A 17,335-nucleotide genomic window follows, 5' to 3' on the forward strand; every position below is an offset into this window, starting at 1 on the left:
GCCCGTTGCATTTTCTCACCATCAGAAGAAGATGGTGGGCGACCCTGGAATCGAACCAGGCGTGCGTCTCCGCGAGGGAGTTACAGTCCCCTGCCACACCTTGCGGCCTGTCGCCCACTGTCAGGCGTTGCACCTGACGTGGAGGCGTGATTACTAGCGCCTTAAAGGAGCGTCAACAGGAAAATCCCGCTTTGACGCAGGAAACCGAATTCCCGGCCCGGAGGCCCAAGAAATGAAGAAACCCAAGTGGGTCGTTGAAAAGGAACAGGCCCGCAAAGCGGCCGCTGCTGAAACCGTCTGGCTGTTTGGCCTGCACGCTGTACGCGACGCGTTGATGAACCCAAATCGGCAAAAAATGCGCTTGATCGTGACGCGCAATGCGCAGGACAAGCTGGCAGAAGCGATTGATTTTGCGAGGATTGAGGCCGAAATGGTCGATCCGCGTAAATTCACTGCGCCGATTGATCCTGGCTCTGTCCATCAGGGTGCAGCGCTTGAGGTTAAGCCACTGGATTGGGGCGGGCTGGCCGAAAATTGCATCGGTCGCGAACATCCTCGTGTGATTCTGTTGGATCGGGTGACTGACCCGCACAACGTCGGGGCGATTCTGCGTTCGGCCGAGGTTCTGGGGGCCAGTGCGGTGATCGGCACGCGACATCACTCAGCCCCAGAAACCGGTGCGTTGGCCAAGACTGCCAGTGGTGCACTGGAGCGTCAGCCGTATTTGCGGGTCCGCAATCTGGCCGATGCCATTGTCGAACTCCAGAACATGGGATTTCTGGTTCTGGGTCTGGATGGTGAGGCCGAAGAGACCATCGAGACGGCGCTCGGCGGCAAACTCGATCAGCCGGTGGCGCTGGTGTTGGGGGCCGAAGGACCGGGCTTGCGGCAAAAAACCAAGGAAACCGTTGATCAACTGGTGAAAATCGACGCAGCGGGCGGGTTTGGGTCACTCAATGTCTCAAATGCTGCCGCTATTGCCCTATATGCTTCAAGGCACAGATAGACAGGAGAGCACCATTCCCAGCCCGTCCAAAATCGCCACGTGTTGCTATTGCGGAACCCGTGCTGCACTGGTCCTGAAGGGAAAGGACCGGCATGAATTGAGTTGTTCCAGTTGTGGGGCGCCGTTGCATGACCTCAAGATGATGCCGAAACGCAAATTGACTGAAAGCCAACCGAAACGTGGCCCGGCAAAGCCGGTAAACAGCCACAAGAAAAAGAAGCAGAAAAAGAAAAAGAGTGTCTTCTCGCGCGTGTTGGATGAGGCGTGGGATGTCATCGAAGACATCTTTGATTGATGTGGTGTCGGGGTGACACACGTGATCACAAGCCCGTTAAGTGGGGTGTCACGTGGTCCTAAAAATTGCATTTTGAGACCCTGATGACCTTGTTCCGATATTTGTGATGTTTACTCGACGTTTTCTGCTGGGTGCGGTGGCTGCCGCATTGATCACTCCTGCTGCGGTGGCGCAGGAAATACCTGTCTTCTTTGTGACCGATGGCACGGCGATGTCTGGATATGACGTTGTGTCTTATTTCAATGGCGATGCGCCGGTGCATGGGCTGCCGAAATATGCGATCGTCTGGAAGGGGGCTCAGTGGCACTTTGCAAACGCTGAAAACCGCGATGCGTTTGAACGTGATCCACGCGCCTTTGCCCCGCAATTCGGTGGATATTGTGCCTATGCCATGGCGCATGGCTCGCTGGTCAGCACAGATCCCAAAGCTTGGCAGGTTGTGGACGGTCGGTTGTATCTGACCCACTCACCCGAAATCGAGGCTATGTGGCGTGAAGCCACCGCTGAATATATCCGCATGGCCGAGGCGCATTGGCCAGTCATCCTTTATGAGCAATAGGCGACTTTCCGCTTTTCGTGATCTGTCATCACAAAAATGCGCACCCCCTCTTTTTTTCTCTCAACTTATGCCTAAATGTCACAGTGACCGCGGAACGGAACTGCCGCGGGTCATTTCACTGTCCCTCGTTCCAACAACTGGCGCTCAGGTCCGACCTGAGCGCTTTTTTCTTTTCTGCAGGCGGCTTAGGGTGCGGGCATGACCGTGTATTCTGATGAGCATCTGAAAGAGATTCTACAGCGCACCAAGGTGGTGGCTGTTGTGGGCGTTTCGATGAACCCTGTACGCCCCAGCTATTACGTGGCGCGTTATCTGTCGTTGAAAGGTTATACGGTCATTCCGGTCAATCCGGGCCACGCTGGCAAAGAGCTGTTTGGTCAGACCGTCAGGGCGTCGTTGTCAGAAATTTCCGAGCCCGTGGATATGGTCGACATCTTCCGCCGCCCTGAATCCGTTCCGCCAATCGTGGATGAAGCTTTGGACGCTTTCCCGAGCTTGCGCACCGTTTGGATGCAGATTGGTGTTGTAAACGAAGATGCCGCGGCCAAAGCACAAGCGCGCGGGGTAGATGTGGTGATGAATCACTGCCCCAAGATAGAATATCAGCGATTGTTTGGTGAGCTGCGCATGGGTGGGTTTGCGACCGGCGTGATCTCGTCCAAGCTTTGACGCCTAGTTGCCGGCATAGGGCAATAATTCACCGTATTGTTCCACGCGCCGCTTCTCCAGCACAACGTCGCGCGGCACCCAATCGTATTTCGTGTCTTCGATCAGAGGGGACCAGAACAGCACCCCGCCATAGCGCCAGGGGTCCAACACCACGCCGTCATACAACGTTTCACCCTTGCGGCTGATGATGGCTGTGCTGTGATCAATTCTGAACGGATTATCCGCATTGGCGATGGCGCGGTGCAGCTCAAGCGTCTGGAAGTTTTCCTGTTTCAGGCGGCGCTCAATATCTTCGGCCCAGTGCCAGCATAACCCGCGCGGGCGCACGCCCTTGTTGACCTTGGCGTTGTGGATCAACGGAGGGTCAGTGATCTCGTATTCCTGCACCAGCTGCGCCGTATAGGAATATGCAATGCGCGCTGCACGGTCAGCCTCGCCCGGGTCGATATCGGGGCCAAGACTGCGTATTTCGCTGGCCAGCCGTTGAACTTCATCTCCGGTCGAAGGGGGAGGGGTCGCGCAAGCTCCCAGCGTCACTAGGGCCAGTACCAAGGCCAAAGCTTTGATCATCTGCGTGCCCTTCGATCTGCAAAGCGTGAAACACGATGATAAAGGGTTGAACGGTTTGACGAAACCCTGCCGCTTACCCTTTGGGGCGCCCGGCTTTTTCGGCTATGCCGCTGGTGCCCTGGCGTCGTTCCAGTTCCGCCAGAACGTCATCCAATGCCACATCCCGCGACGCCAGCATGACCAGCAGGTGATAAAGCACATCTGCGGCTTCGGTCGTTAGTCCGACCTTGTTATCCTTGACGGCCTCGATGATGGCTTCAACTGCCTCTTCCCCGAATTTCTCGGCACATTTCTCGGGCCCTTTAGCCAGCAGTTTGGCGGTCCAGCTGGACTCGGGATCAGCGCTTTTGCGGGCCTCAATCGTTGTGGCCAGATCGTGCAGAATGCTCATGCCAACCTCATCGGGATGCCTGCGGCGACCATATGTTCCTTGGCCTCGCGAATGGTGTATTCGCCGAAATGAAAGATCGAGGCGGCAAGAACTGCGCTGGCCCCACCTTCGGTCACGCCCTCGACCAGGTGATCGAGGTTGCCAACACCGCCCGAGGCGATCACCGGCACGTCCACAGCGTCCGAAATCGCGCGGGTCAGGGGCAGATTGAACCCGGCTTTGGTGCCGTCACGATCCATCGAGGTCAATAGAATTTCTCCGGCACCCTTGGCGACGACGGTTTTGGCGAACTCCACCGCGTCGATGCCGGTGGGTTTGCGACCACCATGGGTGAAAATCTCCCACTTGCCGGGGCTGACAGTCTTGGCGTCGATGGCGCAGACAATGCATTGACTGCCGAATTGATCCGCCGATTCCGAGATCACATCCGGGTTTGCAACAGCGGCCGAGTTAAAACTGACCTTGTCCGCGCCGGCCAGAAGCAGGGCGCGCACATCATCCTTGGTGCGAACGCCGCCGCCTACAGTCAGAGGGACAAAACACTGCTCGGCCGTGCGTTTCACCACGTCGAACATGGTGCCGCGATTTTCATGAGTTGCGTGGATGTCCAGAAAACAGATTTCGTCTGCGCCAGCGGCGTCATAGGCCTTGGCTGATTCAACCGGATCGCCCGCATCGCGAAGACCAACGAAGTTCACGCCCTTGACCACGCGGCCATCGGCGACATCCAGACAGGGAATGATGCGGGTTTTCAGCATGTCGGCATCCTTTGTTGGCGCACCTCTACCGGCAAAGCCCCGCCGATGCCAGAGTTGTGATTGCCAGCCAGCTTAAAACTGTGAAAACTGCGCCCAAATTCATTAGGAGATCAATGAGATGCGCAAACTTATTTTGGCAACCGCTTTTGTATTTGGAGGGACCGTCGCAGCAATGGCAGACGACATCATTAAAGTGAACACAGCTAAATCCGTGTCCGAGGCGATGGACGCGCTGGAGGCCGCCGTTGGCAACGCGGGCGCAACGGTGTTCGCGCGTGTTGATCACGCGGCTGGGGCTGAAAAGGTTGGGCTGACCATCCCGGCAAATCAGGTTCTGATCTTCGGCAACCCGGCATTGGGCACACCCGCCATGCAAATCGATCCACGCGCCGGATTGTTCCTACCGCTGAAAGTTCAGGCCTATGAGGATGAAAACGGTCAGGTCTGGCTGGCCTATGAAGACCCGAAAGAGACGATGGATGACCTCGACGATGTCGAGAAAGCGCCCGTTATCGAAAAAATGCGCGGTGCGTTGGCCAAGCTGACCTCGGTCGCTGCTCAATAATACAAGGATGCGCCAGCAGCACTTCTTGCTGGCGCCTTCAAACCACGGGAAAAAGCGGCTGACCCGCTTTAGTTGCCCAATGTGGCCAGGGCTTCTTTCAGATCAAGCGCTCCGTCATAAAGCGCACGTCCGGAAATCGCGCCGTTCAGCGCCACACCGCAATCGCGCAGGGCGATCAGATCATCGAGCGAGCTGACACCACCAGAGGCAATCACTGGGATCGAAACGGCGCGGGCCAAATCGGCGGTCGCTTCGATATTGGGGCCCTGCATCGCGCCATCGCGGTTGATATCGGTATAGATGATGGCCGCGACGCCTGCGTCTTCAAAACTGCGGGCCAGATCGGTGACCTGAACATTGGTCTCTTCGGCCCAACCCTTGGTGGCGACCATGCCGTTCCGCGCGTCAATACCCACAGCGACCTTACCGGGGAAGGCTTTTGCGGCCTCGCGCACCAGATCGGGGTTTTCTACTGCGACCGTTCCCAGAATTACGCGAGCGAGACCTTTTTCGATCCAGGTTTCGATCGTTTTCATATCGCGAATGCCGCCACCCAACTGCGCGGGCACGTTGCAGGTTTTCAATATGGCTTCAACCGGAGCGGCATTAACCGGCTCACCCGCAAAGGCGCCGTTCAGATCAACAAGATGCAACCACGCACACCCGGCGTCGACAAAAGCACGGGCTTGCGCGGCCGGATCGTCGTTGAACACGGTGGCCTTATCCATTTCACCGCGCAGCAGGCGCACGGCCTGGCCGTCTTTGAGGTCGATGGCGGGGTAGAGGATCATGTCGGGCGGCCCTATATCTTGGTTAGTCGCGCGGGATATCGCACAGTCAGGGCAGGGGATGCAACGCGACGCAAAGTCATTCTTGCCCGAAGCCGGTCACCGGGTCAGAGTAATTGTAAAACAGGGAGAGCATTATGAAGAAACTTCTACTTGCGGCAGGTTTTGCCACGATGGCAACCACCGCTTTTGCGGCCGATCCGGTTGACGGTCTGTGGAAGACCCAGCCGGGGGATACGGGCGGCTATCTGCATGTAACCGTTGCGGAATGCGGTAGCGCGGTCTGCGGCACTATCGACAGCGCATTCAGTGCCGATGGCAATCAAAATCTGGAATACGAAAATCTGGGCAAGCAGATTATCTGGGACATGGTGCCCGAGGGTGGCGGCACCTATGACAGCGGTAAGATCTGGGACCCTGAGCGCAATAAAACCTACAATTCGAAAATGACACTGGACAGCCAGAATGAACTGACCGTCAAAGGCTGTGTTGCCGGTGGCCTGGTCTGCCGTGGGCAGACCTGGACGCGGGTTCAGTAATCTTCAGGGGGTCCAGGTTAGGAAGTTCCCGATCATGCGCAGGCCTACATCCTGGCTTTTCTCGGGGTGGAACTGCATGCCAACCATCGTGTCGCGGCCAATCACGGCCGTGACTTCCTGTCCGTAATCCACATAGGCCAACCGTTCTGCCGGTTCTGTCACCCGGAAATGGTATGAGTGGACAAAATAGACGTGGTCGCCCGTTTTGACACCGCTAAACACCGGGTGATCGCTTTCCAGCACCAGATCGTTCCAGCCCATATGGGGCACTTTCAACGCACTGTCCGACGGTTCGATCCGCAGAACATCACCAGCGACCCAGCCCAGACCGTCGGTCTCGGTATATTCATGACCTTTTGAGGCCATCAGCTGCATCCCGACGCAGATCCCCAGAAATGGGCGGCCTTTTTGTTCGACTGCCTCGACCATCGCATCATAGATGCCCTTGTGGCCGCGCAATTCGGACGCGCAAGCCGGGAACGCGCCGTCCCCGGGCAAGACCAGACGGTCGGCGCGTGCGACAACATCCGCGTCCGAGGTTACAACGACCTCACCCGCGTCCACTTCGCGCGCCATGCGCTGAAACGCCTTTTCAGCCGAGTGCAGATTGCCGCTTTCGTAGTCAATAATGGCCGTGAGCATTTACAGCGCGCCCTTTGTGGACGGAATCGCATCGGCCTTGCTCGGGTCAGTCTCAACCGCCAGACGCAGGGCGCGGGCGACGGCCTTGAACGCGGCCTCGGCAATGTGGTGGCTGTTGAAGCCGTGCAGCTGGTCGATGTGCAGCGTGATGCCGCCATGGGTGCTGAGTGCCTGAAAGAACTCGCGCACCAGTTCGGTGTCGAATGTCCCGATTTTCGGAGTCGGCAGATCCACGTTCCAGATCAGGAATGGACGGCCCGACAGATCCAGCGCACACCGGACCTGCGCGTCATCCATGGGCAGGTGGCATTCGCCATAGCGACGGATACCCTTTTTGTCACCCAGGGCTTGCGTCAACGCCTGACCCAGCGCGATGCCGGTATCCTCGACCGTGTGGTGATCGTCGATGTGATAATCACCCTTGGCGCGGATTGTCATGTCAATCAGCGAATGGCGCGCCAACTGGTCCAGCATGTGATCGAAGAACCCAACGCCGGTCTGGTTGTCATAGGTGCCAGTGCCGTCCAGATTGACCTCGACCGAGATTTCGGTCTCGGCGGTTTGACGGCTGATCTTTACGCTGCGCATGGGCGAATTCCTTTTGCTTCAGGCGCGCTTATAGACTTGGATGGCCCGCCTTATCCAGACCAAGCGTGGCATTCACCGCAAACTGTTGCAGGGGATTGCGCCCGGTCGCAGCCCATGCCAGCCTGCGGGCAACTGAACCAACAAGGCACGGCCCATGTCCACTTGCGTTTTCATCCAGATTCGCTGCAAACCCGGCTCCACCTACAAGGTGGCCGAGGAAATCGCCCTGCGCGAAATCCATTCCGAACTGTATTCGACCAGCGGTGAGTTTGACCTGCTGTTGAAACTCTACATCCCCGAGACCGAAGATGTGGGCCATTTCATCAATGAAAACCTGTTGGTGATTCCCAATATCGAACGATCGCTGACCACGATGACGTTCAAGGCATTCTAACCCAGCTCAAAGGTCGTGACACCAAAGATGCGGCTCAGGTCGATGTCCGGTTGATGGCTGGAATACATCCGCGCCGTTTCGAAAACCTTCTCCAATCCAAGCTTGGCTGCCAAATCAAAAGCAGCCTGGTTGGGTTGGGGCATGTCGATAAAGACCTCTTGCGTGCTTTGATCCTCTGCCAACGTTGCTAACAGGCTTGCCAGCAAGGTTTCGGCAATGTCGGCGCGGTCTGCGAATAACGGCCCGATCTTGTAGCTGTTTTTGCAAGGGCGCAACGTGGCATAGCCTTTGATCTGTCCGCCCTCGGAATACACGCGTGAGACATGGCTCGGTGCGCTGATCCAGCCCTGCAGGAAAGTGTCGCGCGGGGTCGGGAACAGTTGGCGATCATATGCCTGTAATTCATCAGAAACCGTAGTTAGGGCGTCGGTGCCGGCCGATGGCGGCAAAGCTCGCTGAATATCCGCTACGGTCCCGGTGAAGCGATAGTTGTTGTAGGCGAAGGCAAAGCCCGATTTGCGGTAATTGTGCTGTTGATCGACGACCCCATCCAACCCGACGTTGCGCGCAGTGCAGTTGGACAATGCACGCTGCCAAAGCTTCAGCCCATGTCCAGCGCCACGATGCTCGGGGTGCACGATATAGAATCCGAGGAAGGCAAACGTGTCGTCGTAATGGACCACCGAGATTGAGGCGATCATCTCACCATCCAGAAACCCGCCTAGAAACCCGTCTGTATCAGTACTGTGGAAACATGCGGTATCATGATGACCGGGATTCCACCCCTCTTGCCCGGCCCAATCCACGGCCTGCTGCAGTTCGTCAGCGGTAAGAGGGCGGATAACGTAATCAGACATGGATGAACCCTGTGTTGCACATTGCAACCAGAATGACGCAATGAATTGCGAAGAACCAGCATGTTTGGAAAAGGGTTTGTATCTGGAGCGGGCGAGGCGATTCGAACGCCCGACCCTAACCTTGGCAAGGTTATGCTCTACCCCTGAGCTACGCCCGCGCCGTTGAGTGAGGAGGGATGTATTAATTCCCACGCGGGCCTGCAAGCGGAAAAACACAAAAAAGCGGAAAAATCTTTCGACGGAAACCCGGCCGCCGCACGTTCAAAATACTCAGCATTATAAAACAAGAGGGTTCGAGGAGGGGAAATGACACGGATAGCAGATATGAAAATGGCACTGTTGGCCGCCTTGATTGTGTTTACAGCAGTGTTCTGCGCGCGAGATGAGGACAAGCTGGTCGAAGTTGAGCCGATCCTCATGAAAGCGCCCCTGATTGAGACGCAGATATTGGCGGGCTAAACCCCGCCAACCGGATCACAGAGCCAGCACGAGATTTGCGATGGCGGCAACCAGAATCGCCGTGAAAGTCAGCAGCATGCCGATCTGACGCAGAATCACGATCTGCGGGCTGCGACCGAAGCCGTAGGCATGCATCACTCGTCCAGTCAGTAACGCCAGACCCAGCAGGTTCAGCAGCAGCCCACCTGCGCCCTGCAGGTCAACCATCGCGATGAGCAGCAGCGCAAAGGGCGTGTATTCAACAAAGTTGGAATGCGTCCGCATCACCTTGAGCATGCTCTGATTATTGCCATCGCCGTAGGAAATCTTGTCGCTGCGACGTTGGCTGATGACCTTAGCGCTTAGGACGACGTACAAAATTGCCAGCAGCGCGGCGTAGATTGGGGTAACGGTCAGCATTATGGCCTCTCTTGGATCAAAAAGCCGCGCAAGAGACGGCGCGGTGTTTGAGACATTAGCCGGATTTACAACTTGTTCCAGATTGACCGAGCGTTGTGCGCACCGCTCGCAAGATCAGGGTGGCCGAGCGCCAAACAAACTTCTGCCGTAGTTTTGCCGAATTCCAAATTCAATCTATTCAAATACCATGTTTTGCACATGCATTTTCTTGGCTGCTGCTGCCAATGATAAAAGGGACAGGTGAGACGAATGAAACAAGTTTTGCGGATCACGCGCGTATTTGCGATTTCATTGATGTTGGTTGGGGTGGCCAGCTTTGCTGCGGTTGTCGCTATGCCAGACATTGCGATCGCCAAGAATGGTAACGGCGGTGGCAATGGCGGCGGTAACGGCGGCGGAAATGATGGTGGCAAGGGGAATAGTGGCGATAGAGGCAATGGTGGCGGCAAGTCCGGCGAAAAAGGCGCAACAGCCAAAGGCGGTTCAAGTAACAAATCAGCCAGTACCAGCAAGGGTCTGCTGGGCAAACTGGGCATCAAAAAAACCGACCGGAAGAAATCTGCAAAATCCCGTTCAACAAACACGAACAAGCCAGCTTTGATGACCAAGTTGGAAAACTTCGTGAAGGGCAATAAAAATCAGACCAAGACCAAAACGCCAGCGAAATCCAAGCCTGTTGCCGTGATTGAAGAAGAAGTTGTTCCCGCCAACAAACATGGAAAAATCGCATCCGAGCTCAAGGGGCTCAACGCGGCGCATGCCAGCCAGACGGGGCTTATGAACGCCGCTCCCAACAGTATGCCGGGCAAGCTGTATTCGTATCAGCAAAGTGTATTGGGCTACCCGGATGCGACTGCGGATCTGGAAGAAAAACAGACGGATCTGTCAGACCTGCAAGGTTTGACGGATGAGCAAATCGAAGAACAGTACGCGCCCACCGATGAAGAGGTCGCCCAAGGCATTACTGCAGAAGATAAGTATAATGACGCGGTCGCCGAAGCAGAACAGGCAGTCCAAGACGCTGAAGATACACTGGCCGAAGCGGTTGAGCCGGAAGAAGCGTTTGATGCGCTAACAGATGGCCGAGAATTGTCACCTGATGCAATGGACGAATTGCACGACCTTTTAGGACTGCCTGAGCCAGAAGAAGTCGACGAAACCGCGGCCGAGGCTGGGACAGAAACGGCAGACGAAGAAGAGGTGGCCGACGGCTGATATCCACGCCCGCCCAAATTTGAAAAGGCGCGCAATTTGCGCGCCTTCCTTCTTTATTCCAGTTCGATCAGCAGGTCCTTGGCGTCGATCTGCCCGCCGGGCTGTACGTGGACAGCTTTGACGGTCGCGTCCCGCTCGGCATGGATACCGGTTTCCATCTTCATCGCTTCGATGGTCAGCAGCATGTCGCCTTCCTTGACCTGCTGGCCAGCTGTAACGGCAACAGTGGCCACAACACCCGGCATCGGTGCGCCGACATGGTCGTGGTTGCCCGCCTCGGCCTTGGGCCGCGCCTGCGTGGTCGAGGTGACCATGCGATTTGGAACCCGGATCACGCGGGGTTGGCCGTTGAGTTCGAAGAACACTTTGACCTCGCCCTTTTCGTCGGTCTCGCTAACCGCCTGACAACGGATTTCCAGCGTCTTGCCCGGGTCGATTTCGGCGGTGATCTCTTCGCCGGGCTCCATGCCATAAAAGAACGTGCGGGTGGGCAGGGTGCGGACCGGGCCATAGATACGGTGGCGGCCCATGTAATCCAGAAAGACCTTGGGATACATCAGGTACCCGTTCAGATCCTCGTCATCGACATCTTTGCCTTCCAGCTGCTTGGAGAGCTCGGCGCGGGTGGCTTCCAGATCAACTGCGGGTACGTCCTTGCCGGGGCGGTCGGTGTTCGGAGCCTCGTCCTTCAACACCTTATTGATGATGGTATCGGGGAACCCACCCGGAGGCTGGCCCAGATTGCCGCGCATCATATCCACGACCGAGTCAGGGAAGGCCACATCCGTATTCGGGTCTTCGACCTGCGCCCGTGTCATGTTCTGGCTGACCATCATCAACGCCATGTCACCAACGACTTTGGAGGAAGGCGTCACCTTCACAATGTCACCGAACATCTGGTTCACGTCTGCATACATCTGAGCGACCTCGTGCCAACGTTCTTCCAGACCCAGTGAACGTGCCTGCGCCTTGAGGTTGGTAAACTGCCCCCCAGGCATCTCGTGCAGGTACACCTCGGACGCAGGGGCTTGCAGGCTGGATTCGAAGGCCGCGTATTGCCCGCGGACCGCCTCAAAATAATCGCTGATCTCACGGATGGCCTTGATGTCCAACCCGGTGTCACGCTCGGTATGGCGCAGTGCCTCGACCACGGTGCCCAGTGTTGCCTGTGATGTGTTGCCGCTGAAGCTGTCCATCGCGCAGTCCACCGCGTCCACGCCCGCCTCGGACGCGGCCAGAATGGTCGCGCTGGCAATGCCAGCGGTGTCGTGCGTGTGGAAGTGGATCGGCAGCCCGACCTCTTCTTTCAGCGCGCGGATCAGAATCCTGGCCGAGGCCGGTTTCAGCAGGCCCGCCATATCCTTAAGGCCCAGAACGTGGGCCCCTGCATCGCGTAGCTCTTTCGCCATGCCGACATAGTATTTCAAGTCATACTTGGCACGATCCGGGTCCAGAATGTCACCGGTATAGCACACGGTGCCCTCACAGATTTTGCCGTTCTCGACGACCGCATCCATGGCAACGCGCATGTTCTCGACCCAGTTCAATGAGTCGAACACGCGGAACACGTCGATATTCTTGGAGGCCTGACGCACGAACTCCTGCACCACGTTGTCGGGATAGTTGGTGTAGCCAACCCCATTCGCGCCGCGCAGCAGCATTTGAGTCATCAGGTTCGGCATCGCCTCGCGCAAGTCGCGCAGGCGCTGCCAGGGACATTCTTGCAAGAACCGATAGGCCACATCAAAGGTCGCACCGCCCCAGCACTCGACCGAGAACAGTTGCGGAAGGTTGGCCGCATAGGTCGGCGCGACCTTGATCATGTCGATCGAGCGCATCCGGGTGGCCAGTAGCGATTGGTGCCCGTCGCGCATGGTGGTGTCGGTGATCAGCAACTGCCGTTGCGCCTTCATCCAGTCGGCAACAGCCTGCGGGCCTTTTTGTTCCAGCAGGTTGCGGGCGCCCATTTGTGGCTCGCCCTTGGGCGCAGGGGCCTTGGCCTCTTTCAGATCGGCACGCGGTGCCGGGCGATCCGTGGTTTCGGGATGACCGTTTACGGTGATATCCGCAATATAGGTCAGAACCTTGGTCCCCCGGTCGCGGCGACGCTTGAAGGTGAACAGGTCCGGCGTCGTATCGATGAATTTGGTGGTGTATTCGTTCGACAGGAAGGTCGGGTGCTTCAGCAGGTTGATGACAAAATCGATATTGGTGCTGACGCCACGAATACGGAACTCGCGCAGGGCGCGGTCCATACGGGCAATCGCGGCATCGGGTGTCGGTGCCTTGGCGGTCACCTTGGTCAGCAACGAGTCATAGTACCGCGTGATTACCCCACCCGCATAAGCGGTGCCGCCGTCCAGTCGGATGCCCATGCCGGTGGCCGAGCGATAGGCGGTAATACGGCCGTAGTCGGGGATAAAGTTGTTCTGCGGGTCTTCGGTGGTGATCCGGGTCTGTAGCGCGTGACCAGTCAGATGCACGTCTGCCTGGTTGGCGGCACCGGTGGCCTCGGCCAGTGACTTGCCTTCGGCAATCAGAATCTGGGCCTGGACGATATCGATGCCGGTGACTTCTTCGGTGACAGTGTGTTCCACCTGCACGCGGGGGTTCACCTCGATGAAATAGAAATTGCCAGTTTCCATATCCATCAGGAATTCGACGGTGCCCGCGCATTCATAATTCACATGGGCGCAGATTTTACGGCCAAGTTCGCAAATCTCGGCGCGCTGCGCCTCGCTCAGATACGGGGCAGGCGCGCGCTCAACGACCTTCTGGTTCCGGCGCTGGACCGAGCAGTCGCGTTCATACAAGTGATAAATCTCACCATGCTTGTCGCCCAATATCTGCACCTCGACGTGGCGGGCACGGATAATCATCTTTTCCAGATAACCTTCGCCATTGCCAAACGCGGCTTCGGCCTCGCGGCGGCCTTCCAGCACTTTCTCTTCCAGCTCATCCTCGGACTCGATCGGGCGCATCCCGCGACCGCCGCCGCCCCAGCTGGCCTTGAGCATCAGCGGATAGCCGATTTCCTTGGCCTCGGCACGGATCGCATCCATGTCGTCACCCAGAACCTCGGTTGCCGGGATCACCGGAACACCGGCTTCAACGGCAACACGCCGCGCGCTGGCTTTGTCACCAAGGGCGCGCATGGTTTCGGCCTTGGGGCCGATGAAGGTGATGCCGTTCTGGACGCAAGCATCCACAAAATCGGGGTTCTCGGACAGCAAGCCGTAACCCGGATGGATCGCGTCCGCACCGCATTCCTTGGCCACGCGGATAATCTCGTCAATGCTCAGGTAAGCAGCGACCGGCCCCATCCCTTCGCCAATGCGATAGGCCTCATCCGCCTTGAAACGGTGCAAGCCCAGCTTATCTTCTTCGGCGAAGACTGCGACGGTGCGTTTTCCCATCTCGTTTGCTGCGCGCATCACGCGAATGGCTATTTCGCCACGATTGGCGATCAGGATCTTGTTGAAGTCGGTCATGTCAGGTCCCGGTCCTACTTGTTTGGCCGTGTTGATAGGCGGACAATACGCGCTCGTATATCAGTCGTTCTGGGTAGAACCGGCATGTTAACGCTCGCAAACGCCGTTTGTTGGCGCAAACGTATTAACAATTCTGCGCTGCAGCATCAATTGCTGTGTTGATGGGTTGAAAGTCGACTTAGATGTGAAAGACCCAGCTGGCCCATATTCGCCAACATATCCTGTCGTAGAATGTCGATGACATGGGCTGGACCGCGCGGCCCAAGGGCCGCCAAACCATAAAGAAACCCGCGCCCCAGCATGATAAAATCCGCGCCAAGTGCCAGGGCACGCAGGATATCAAGCCCGCCTTCGATGCCACCATCAAAGATCAAGGGCAAATCTGTAGCAGCTCGAATTGTGGGAAGGACGGAAATGCTGGCCGGGGCACCGTCAAACTGTCGTCCACCGTGATTCGAGACCCAAAGGGCATCAACTCCGGCCTGTTCCAGACGCTTCGTATCTTCGGCGCGCATCACGCCCTTTATGATGAACGGACCATCCCACGCATCGCGCAACCATTTGACATAGTCCATATCCGGCGACGTGCGCAGCAGGTATCCGACATGGGCTGTGGGGGGCAGTACGCTATTGCTGTCGATGTATTTGTCGAGAGTCTGCATCCGCGGCATGCCATGCCGTGCCATCGCCAAAGCCCAGGTTGGGCACCGGGTGATTTGCGCCAGTAGACGAGGTGTTAATCTGGGCGGATGCGTCAGGCCGGACCGAACCTGTCGTTCCCGCCGAGACGCAACCGGTATGTCGACTGTCAGAACAAGCGTTGTGAAGCCCGCTGTTTTAGCCCGGCGCAACAGATCAGAGCGAATGTCGGAGTCCTTCGGCGGATAAAGCTGAAACCAGGCGTTTTGACCAAGATGAGGGGCCAGGTTCTCAGGGCTTTGGCTGGCGACGGTCGACAAGGTGTAAGGCAAGCCCGCCTCGGCACCCGCCCGTGCCAAAAGCCTTTCCGCGTTAGGCCAGATCAGCCCCGACATCCCAATAGGAGCAATGCCAAAAGGCAGGGGGTAGTCATGGCCCAGAAACCGCGTGCTGGTGTCACATTCGATGGGACCATGCAGGATCGACGGCAAAAATTCCACTTCATCCAGTGCGGTCCGGTTTCGTCGCAGCGTGACTTCAGAACCCGTGCCGCTGTCCAGAAACTCCCAGACGAAATGCGGAATCCTGCGCTGTGCGCGATGTTTCAGATCGGCAATGCAGGGGAATGAGCTGTGCAGGTCCATGTGAATTGATCCGACCTGCACAGCGATTCTGCAAGGTTCTCAGGCTGCTGATTGCGGAGGAACGGTATTCGGCGATTGCCGGGGCTTGGCCGCAATGCCCTCAACGGCAACAGTGCCCTTGGCGACCTGCACCTGATTGCGGCCTTTGTCTTTGGCCGAATACAGCGCGTCATCCGACGCGCGCATCAAGTCCTGCGGCATCGTTCCGTGCGCCGGATAATGGGCCACGCCGACTGAAATCGTGATCCGCGGCAGCGACTTCTCGCCATAGCGAACCGAGACAGCTTCGACTGCCTGCCGCAAGTGCTCGGCCCGGGTCACGGCGTCTTCGGGGGAGTTGTCGGGCAGGATCACCATGAACTCCTCTCCTCCGATACGGCAGGCTATCTCATCCCGGTCGCAGCCTTGTTCCAAAGCCGAGCCTACCGCCCGCAGCACCATGTCACCGGCATCATGGCCGTGGGTGTCGTTGAACTTTTTGAAGTGATCTACATCCACGGCGATCAGGCTTAGAGGCGCGCCGGTCTGCTGGCTACGGCTGATGGATTTGCGTAGCGTTTCGGTCATATGCCTGCGATTGAATAGCCCGGTCAGTGGATCGCGGACCGATTGGTCATGCAATTGATCCCGCATCCGCACATTTGCAATCGCCATGCTGATCTGTTCGGCGCACAGTTGGGCCAGCTTCCTGTTGGAATGAAACACCTCTTCGTTGCCTTCGTGCGACCGTAGGTGCAGCAGGCCAACCGTCTCACCATGCGCCAGAATTGGAAAGCAGAAATAGGGTCGGCCATCATGCGGTACGGCATGTTCACAAACAAAATCTATTTCGGATGCACCATATTCATAAGTGCGGCCCCGCCGCAGACCCCAGCACCCTTCGGGGTGGATATGCGCCTTGTGGGTGCCGTCATTCCAACTGGCGCAGCCGTCCAGCACATCACGCGAATTCGAGTAGACATAAACGCTGCCCTCAGCCTCGGGCAGGATGTGGGTCATAAAGCGCGAGACCATGTCGAACAGTTCATCCAGGGACCGGCTGGATTGTAGCCATTCGTTCAATTCGCCCAGCAGACGCACCTCACGCGCCAGGCGAAGCTGCTCATCCATCAGATTGCGTTCCTTTGCAGACTGCAGTTGCAACGCGCGTACCTGCAGACGGTTGGTGCGATATGTCACCAATGAGACGCTGGCCAAAGCGAACAAAGCTATGCCGCTAAGGATCGAAAGTGAAACCCTCAGTCGGGTAATAAATGTTGTGCGCAGATCGGTGAAATCGGTGAAAAACTCAATCGCGCCGATGAAGCGTCCGTTTTTTGTGATCGGAATAAACACCTCAGCCACCTGATGTTGCATTGCGGTATGCGTGTGTTCGGAATGCAGGTCGAGTCCGTCGATCTCGGACAGCTGGAGCGCTTCCTGAATATAATGTGTCATTCCGCGTGCAACATCACTTCGGAAAAAGGCGCGGGTTTCGTAGGACCCAATTTCCTCGGGGCGCGTTGACCACACAATACGCCCGGCTGTGTCGAACAAATTGAACCGATACACGTCCGACGCTTCGGGCATCGAAGAAAGAAATTCGGCATCATGCGGGTCGATATTCCCGGTTAGCAAGGCCGTTTCGGGGTCGTTTAGATGCAGGAGAACGCGACGTTTCCACAGTTCGGACTGTTTCAATATGTCAGTTTTCAGCATCCGGTCCACAACCGGTGCGGGAAGAGTATAGACTCCCCAACCTGCGACCGCTGCCAGCGCTATCAACAAAACGGTGATCCCCGCCCATTTCACACGATGGGCAAGCCGACCACGAGCCGTAAGTTTCATATCCCGTACTCCCACAATCTGACTTCAGCATTGGGGTCAG

The 17,335-nt window shown here is 57.2% G+C and carries 21 protein-coding genes and 2 tRNA genes; 9 read left to right on the forward strand and 14 right to left on the reverse strand.

All coding sequences use genetic code 11. The features are described 5' to 3' along the window. Window positions 1–32 precede the first annotated feature (32 nt). Window positions 33–116: transfer RNA gene (locus RUE5091_RS23200), tRNA-Tyr, on the reverse strand. Between the two features lie 116 nt (window positions 117–232). Between RUE5091_RS23200 and rlmB the strand changes: the two genes are divergently transcribed. From rlmB to RUE5091_RS02055, 4 genes are all read left to right on the forward strand, one after another. After that, window positions 233–1,006 (forward strand): 23S rRNA (guanosine(2251)-2'-O)-methyltransferase RlmB, encoded by a 774-nt coding sequence (gene rlmB / locus RUE5091_RS02040; RefSeq protein WP_058280200.1) that lies wholly within the window; start codon window positions 233–235, stop codon window positions 1,004–1,006. Window positions 1,007–1,148: 142 nt separating this feature from the next. After that, window positions 1,149–1,301, forward strand: a complete 153-nt coding sequence (locus RUE5091_RS23795) for a hypothetical protein (RefSeq protein ID WP_306346408.1) — start codon at window positions 1,149–1,151, stop codon at window positions 1,299–1,301. A 106-nt stretch (window positions 1,302–1,407) separates the two neighbouring features. Then, complete coding sequence (locus RUE5091_RS02050; RefSeq protein ID WP_058280202.1) at window positions 1,408–1,860, forward strand: YHS domain-containing (seleno)protein; 453 nt, start codon at window positions 1,408–1,410, stop codon at window positions 1,858–1,860. 198 nt (window positions 1,861–2,058) lie between these two features. Next, complete coding sequence (locus RUE5091_RS02055; RefSeq protein WP_058280203.1) at window positions 2,059–2,529, forward strand: CoA-binding protein; 471 nt, start codon at window positions 2,059–2,061, stop codon at window positions 2,527–2,529. Between the two features lie 3 nt (window positions 2,530–2,532). On the opposite strand, the gene RUE5091_RS02060 is transcribed toward RUE5091_RS02055, so the two are convergent. The 3 genes from RUE5091_RS02060 to hisF form a co-directional block, all read right to left on the reverse strand. Continuing rightward, window positions 2,533–3,099: a hypothetical protein gene (locus RUE5091_RS02060; protein ID WP_058280204.1), complete on the reverse strand. Its 567-nt coding sequence runs from the start codon at window positions 3,097–3,099 to the stop codon at window positions 2,533–2,535. Window positions 3,100–3,172: 73 nt separating this feature from the next. Then, window positions 3,173–3,490 (reverse strand): phosphoribosyl-ATP diphosphatase, encoded by a 318-nt coding sequence (locus RUE5091_RS02065; RefSeq protein WP_058280205.1) that lies wholly within the window; start codon window positions 3,488–3,490, stop codon window positions 3,173–3,175. Then, window positions 3,487–4,248 (reverse strand): imidazole glycerol phosphate synthase subunit HisF, encoded by a 762-nt coding sequence (gene hisF / locus RUE5091_RS02070; RefSeq protein WP_058280206.1) that lies wholly within the window; start codon window positions 4,246–4,248, stop codon window positions 3,487–3,489. The genes RUE5091_RS02065 and hisF overlap by 4 nt, the downstream gene beginning before the upstream one ends. A 118-nt stretch (window positions 4,249–4,366) precedes the next feature. On the opposite strand from hisF, the gene RUE5091_RS02075 reads away from it, so the two are divergent. Continuing rightward, window positions 4,367–4,813, forward strand: a complete 447-nt coding sequence (locus RUE5091_RS02075) for a DUF302 domain-containing protein (protein WP_058280207.1) — start codon at window positions 4,367–4,369, stop codon at window positions 4,811–4,813. A gap of 68 nt (window positions 4,814–4,881) precedes the next feature. Here RUE5091_RS02075 and hisA read toward each other — a convergent pair whose 3' ends face one another. Next, on the reverse strand, window positions 4,882–5,604 hold the full coding sequence (gene hisA / locus RUE5091_RS02080) for a 1-(5-phosphoribosyl)-5-[(5-phosphoribosylamino)methylideneamino]imidazole-4-carboxamide isomerase (protein ID WP_058280208.1): 723 nt from the start codon (window positions 5,602–5,604) through the stop codon (window positions 4,882–4,884). Between the two features lie 134 nt (window positions 5,605–5,738). Between hisA and RUE5091_RS02085 the strand changes: the two genes are divergently transcribed. After that, on the forward strand, window positions 5,739–6,140 hold the full coding sequence (locus RUE5091_RS02085) for a DUF2147 domain-containing protein (RefSeq protein WP_058280209.1): 402 nt from the start codon (window positions 5,739–5,741) through the stop codon (window positions 6,138–6,140). Between the two features lie 3 nt (window positions 6,141–6,143). Here RUE5091_RS02085 and hisH read toward each other — a convergent pair whose 3' ends face one another. Next, a complete protein-coding gene (hisH, locus tag RUE5091_RS02090; protein WP_058280210.1) occupies window positions 6,144–6,782 on the reverse strand; it encodes an imidazole glycerol phosphate synthase subunit HisH in 639 nt (212 codons plus the stop codon). Then, window positions 6,783–7,370 carry an imidazoleglycerol-phosphate dehydratase HisB gene (gene hisB, locus RUE5091_RS02095; RefSeq protein ID WP_058280211.1) on the reverse strand — a complete coding sequence of 196 codons (588 nt, stop codon included), beginning with the start codon at window positions 7,368–7,370 and terminating at the stop codon, window positions 6,783–6,785. A gap of 154 nt (window positions 7,371–7,524) precedes the next feature. Here hisB and RUE5091_RS02100 point away from each other — a divergent pair, with 154 nt between their 5' ends. Beyond that, window positions 7,525–7,764, forward strand: a complete 240-nt coding sequence (locus tag RUE5091_RS02100; RefSeq protein WP_058280212.1) for an Lrp/AsnC ligand binding domain-containing protein — start codon at window positions 7,525–7,527, stop codon at window positions 7,762–7,764. On the opposite strand, the gene RUE5091_RS02105 is transcribed toward RUE5091_RS02100, so the two are convergent. Continuing rightward, a complete protein-coding gene (locus RUE5091_RS02105) occupies window positions 7,761–8,621 on the reverse strand; it encodes a GNAT family N-acetyltransferase (RefSeq protein ID WP_058280213.1) in 861 nt (286 codons plus the stop codon). The genes RUE5091_RS02100 and RUE5091_RS02105 overlap by 4 nt on opposite strands. 83 nt (window positions 8,622–8,704) lie before the next feature. Then, window positions 8,705–8,779 (reverse strand) — tRNA-Gly (locus tag RUE5091_RS02110). A gap of 148 nt (window positions 8,780–8,927) precedes the next feature. Here RUE5091_RS02110 and RUE5091_RS23205 point away from each other — a divergent pair. Continuing rightward, on the forward strand, window positions 8,928–9,080 hold the full coding sequence (locus RUE5091_RS23205; RefSeq protein WP_165590742.1) for a hypothetical protein: 153 nt from the start codon (window positions 8,928–8,930) through the stop codon (window positions 9,078–9,080). 15 nt (window positions 9,081–9,095) lie between these two features. Here the strand turns inward: RUE5091_RS23205 and RUE5091_RS02115 are convergent, their stop codons facing one another. After that, the gene (locus RUE5091_RS02115; RefSeq protein ID WP_058280214.1) at window positions 9,096–9,479 is read right to left on the reverse strand and encodes an MAPEG family protein; all 384 of its coding nucleotides are present in this window, start codon (window positions 9,477–9,479) and stop codon (window positions 9,096–9,098) included. A 65-nt stretch (window positions 9,480–9,544) separates the two neighbouring features. Next, window positions 9,545–10,087 carry a hypothetical protein gene (locus RUE5091_RS23385; protein ID WP_112297129.1) on the reverse strand — a complete coding sequence of 181 codons (543 nt, stop codon included), beginning with the start codon at window positions 10,085–10,087 and terminating at the stop codon, window positions 9,545–9,547. Between RUE5091_RS23385 and RUE5091_RS22860 the strand changes: the two genes are divergently transcribed. Then, window positions 10,080–10,694 carry a hypothetical protein gene (locus RUE5091_RS22860; protein WP_112297130.1) on the forward strand — a complete coding sequence of 205 codons (615 nt, stop codon included), beginning with the start codon at window positions 10,080–10,082 and terminating at the stop codon, window positions 10,692–10,694. The genes RUE5091_RS23385 and RUE5091_RS22860 overlap by 8 nt on opposite strands. A 53-nt stretch (window positions 10,695–10,747) precedes the next feature. On the opposite strand, the gene RUE5091_RS02125 is transcribed toward RUE5091_RS22860, so the two are convergent. The 3 genes from RUE5091_RS02125 to RUE5091_RS02135 form a co-directional block, all read right to left on the reverse strand. Then, the gene (locus tag RUE5091_RS02125; protein WP_058280216.1) at window positions 10,748–14,185 is read right to left on the reverse strand and encodes a pyruvate carboxylase; all 3,438 of its coding nucleotides are present in this window, start codon (window positions 14,183–14,185) and stop codon (window positions 10,748–10,750) included. A gap of 146 nt (window positions 14,186–14,331) precedes the next feature. Then, the gene (locus RUE5091_RS02130) at window positions 14,332–15,468 is read right to left on the reverse strand and encodes an alpha-hydroxy acid oxidase (RefSeq protein ID WP_058280217.1); all 1,137 of its coding nucleotides are present in this window, start codon (window positions 15,466–15,468) and stop codon (window positions 14,332–14,334) included. Window positions 15,469–15,507: 39 nt separating this feature from the next. After that, window positions 15,508–17,295 (reverse strand): sensor domain-containing diguanylate cyclase, encoded by a 1,788-nt coding sequence (locus RUE5091_RS02135; protein ID WP_058280218.1) that lies wholly within the window; start codon window positions 17,293–17,295, stop codon window positions 15,508–15,510. Window positions 17,296–17,335: the final 40 nt, after the last annotated feature.

It is taken from the genome of Ruegeria denitrificans (assembly GCF_001458295.1).
In the GTDB taxonomy this organism is placed as follows: Bacteria; Pseudomonadota; Alphaproteobacteria; order Rhodobacterales; family Rhodobacteraceae; genus Ruegeria; species Ruegeria denitrificans.

What these genes read in the sequence shown, in the direction of transcription:
- RUE5091_RS02125 (WP_058280216.1), bottom strand. Translation starts at nt 14,185, where the DNA reads ATGACCGACTTCAACAAGATCCTGATCGCCAATCGTGGCGAAATAGCC.
- RUE5091_RS02060 (WP_058280204.1), bottom strand. Translation starts at nt 3,099, where the DNA reads ATGATCAAAGCTTTGGCCTTGGTACTGGCCCTAGTGACGCTGGGAGCT.
- RUE5091_RS02105 (WP_058280213.1), bottom strand. Translation starts at nt 8,621, where the DNA reads ATGTCTGATTACGTTATCCGCCCTCTTACCGCTGACGAACTGCAGCAG.
- RUE5091_RS02135 (WP_058280218.1), bottom strand. Translation starts at nt 17,295, where the DNA reads ATGAAACTTACGGCTCGTGGTCGGCTTGCCCATCGTGTGAAATGGGCG.
- RUE5091_RS22860 (WP_112297130.1), top strand. Translation starts at nt 10,080, where the DNA reads ATGACCAAGTTGGAAAACTTCGTGAAGGGCAATAAAAATCAGACCAAG.
- hisB (WP_058280211.1), bottom strand. Translation starts at nt 7,370, where the DNA reads ATGCGCAGCGTAAAGATCAGCCGTCAAACCGCCGAGACCGAAATCTCG.
- RUE5091_RS02100 (WP_058280212.1), top strand. Translation starts at nt 7,525, where the DNA reads ATGTCCACTTGCGTTTTCATCCAGATTCGCTGCAAACCCGGCTCCACC.
- RUE5091_RS02055 (WP_058280203.1), top strand. Translation starts at nt 2,059, where the DNA reads ATGACCGTGTATTCTGATGAGCATCTGAAAGAGATTCTACAGCGCACC.
- RUE5091_RS23205 (WP_165590742.1), top strand. Translation starts at nt 8,928, where the DNA reads ATGACACGGATAGCAGATATGAAAATGGCACTGTTGGCCGCCTTGATT.
- RUE5091_RS02130 (WP_058280217.1), bottom strand. Translation starts at nt 15,468, where the DNA reads ATGGACCTGCACAGCTCATTCCCCTGCATTGCCGATCTGAAACATCGC.
- RUE5091_RS02075 (WP_058280207.1), top strand. Translation starts at nt 4,367, where the DNA reads ATGCGCAAACTTATTTTGGCAACCGCTTTTGTATTTGGAGGGACCGTC.
- RUE5091_RS02065 (WP_058280205.1), bottom strand. Translation starts at nt 3,490, where the DNA reads ATGAGCATTCTGCACGATCTGGCCACAACGATTGAGGCCCGCAAAAGC.
- rlmB (WP_058280200.1), top strand. Translation starts at nt 233, where the DNA reads ATGAAGAAACCCAAGTGGGTCGTTGAAAAGGAACAGGCCCGCAAAGCG.
- RUE5091_RS02115 (WP_058280214.1), bottom strand. Translation starts at nt 9,479, where the DNA reads ATGCTGACCGTTACCCCAATCTACGCCGCGCTGCTGGCAATTTTGTAC.
- RUE5091_RS02085 (WP_058280209.1), top strand. Translation starts at nt 5,739, where the DNA reads ATGAAGAAACTTCTACTTGCGGCAGGTTTTGCCACGATGGCAACCACC.
- hisA (WP_058280208.1), bottom strand. Translation starts at nt 5,604, where the DNA reads ATGATCCTCTACCCCGCCATCGACCTCAAAGACGGCCAGGCCGTGCGC.
- RUE5091_RS02050 (WP_058280202.1), top strand. Translation starts at nt 1,408, where the DNA reads ATGTTTACTCGACGTTTTCTGCTGGGTGCGGTGGCTGCCGCATTGATC.
- RUE5091_RS23795 (WP_306346408.1), top strand. Translation starts at nt 1,149, where the DNA reads ATGCCGAAACGCAAATTGACTGAAAGCCAACCGAAACGTGGCCCGGCA.
- hisF (WP_058280206.1), bottom strand. Translation starts at nt 4,248, where the DNA reads ATGCTGAAAACCCGCATCATTCCCTGTCTGGATGTCGCCGATGGCCGC.
- hisH (WP_058280210.1), bottom strand. Translation starts at nt 6,782, where the DNA reads ATGCTCACGGCCATTATTGACTACGAAAGCGGCAATCTGCACTCGGCT.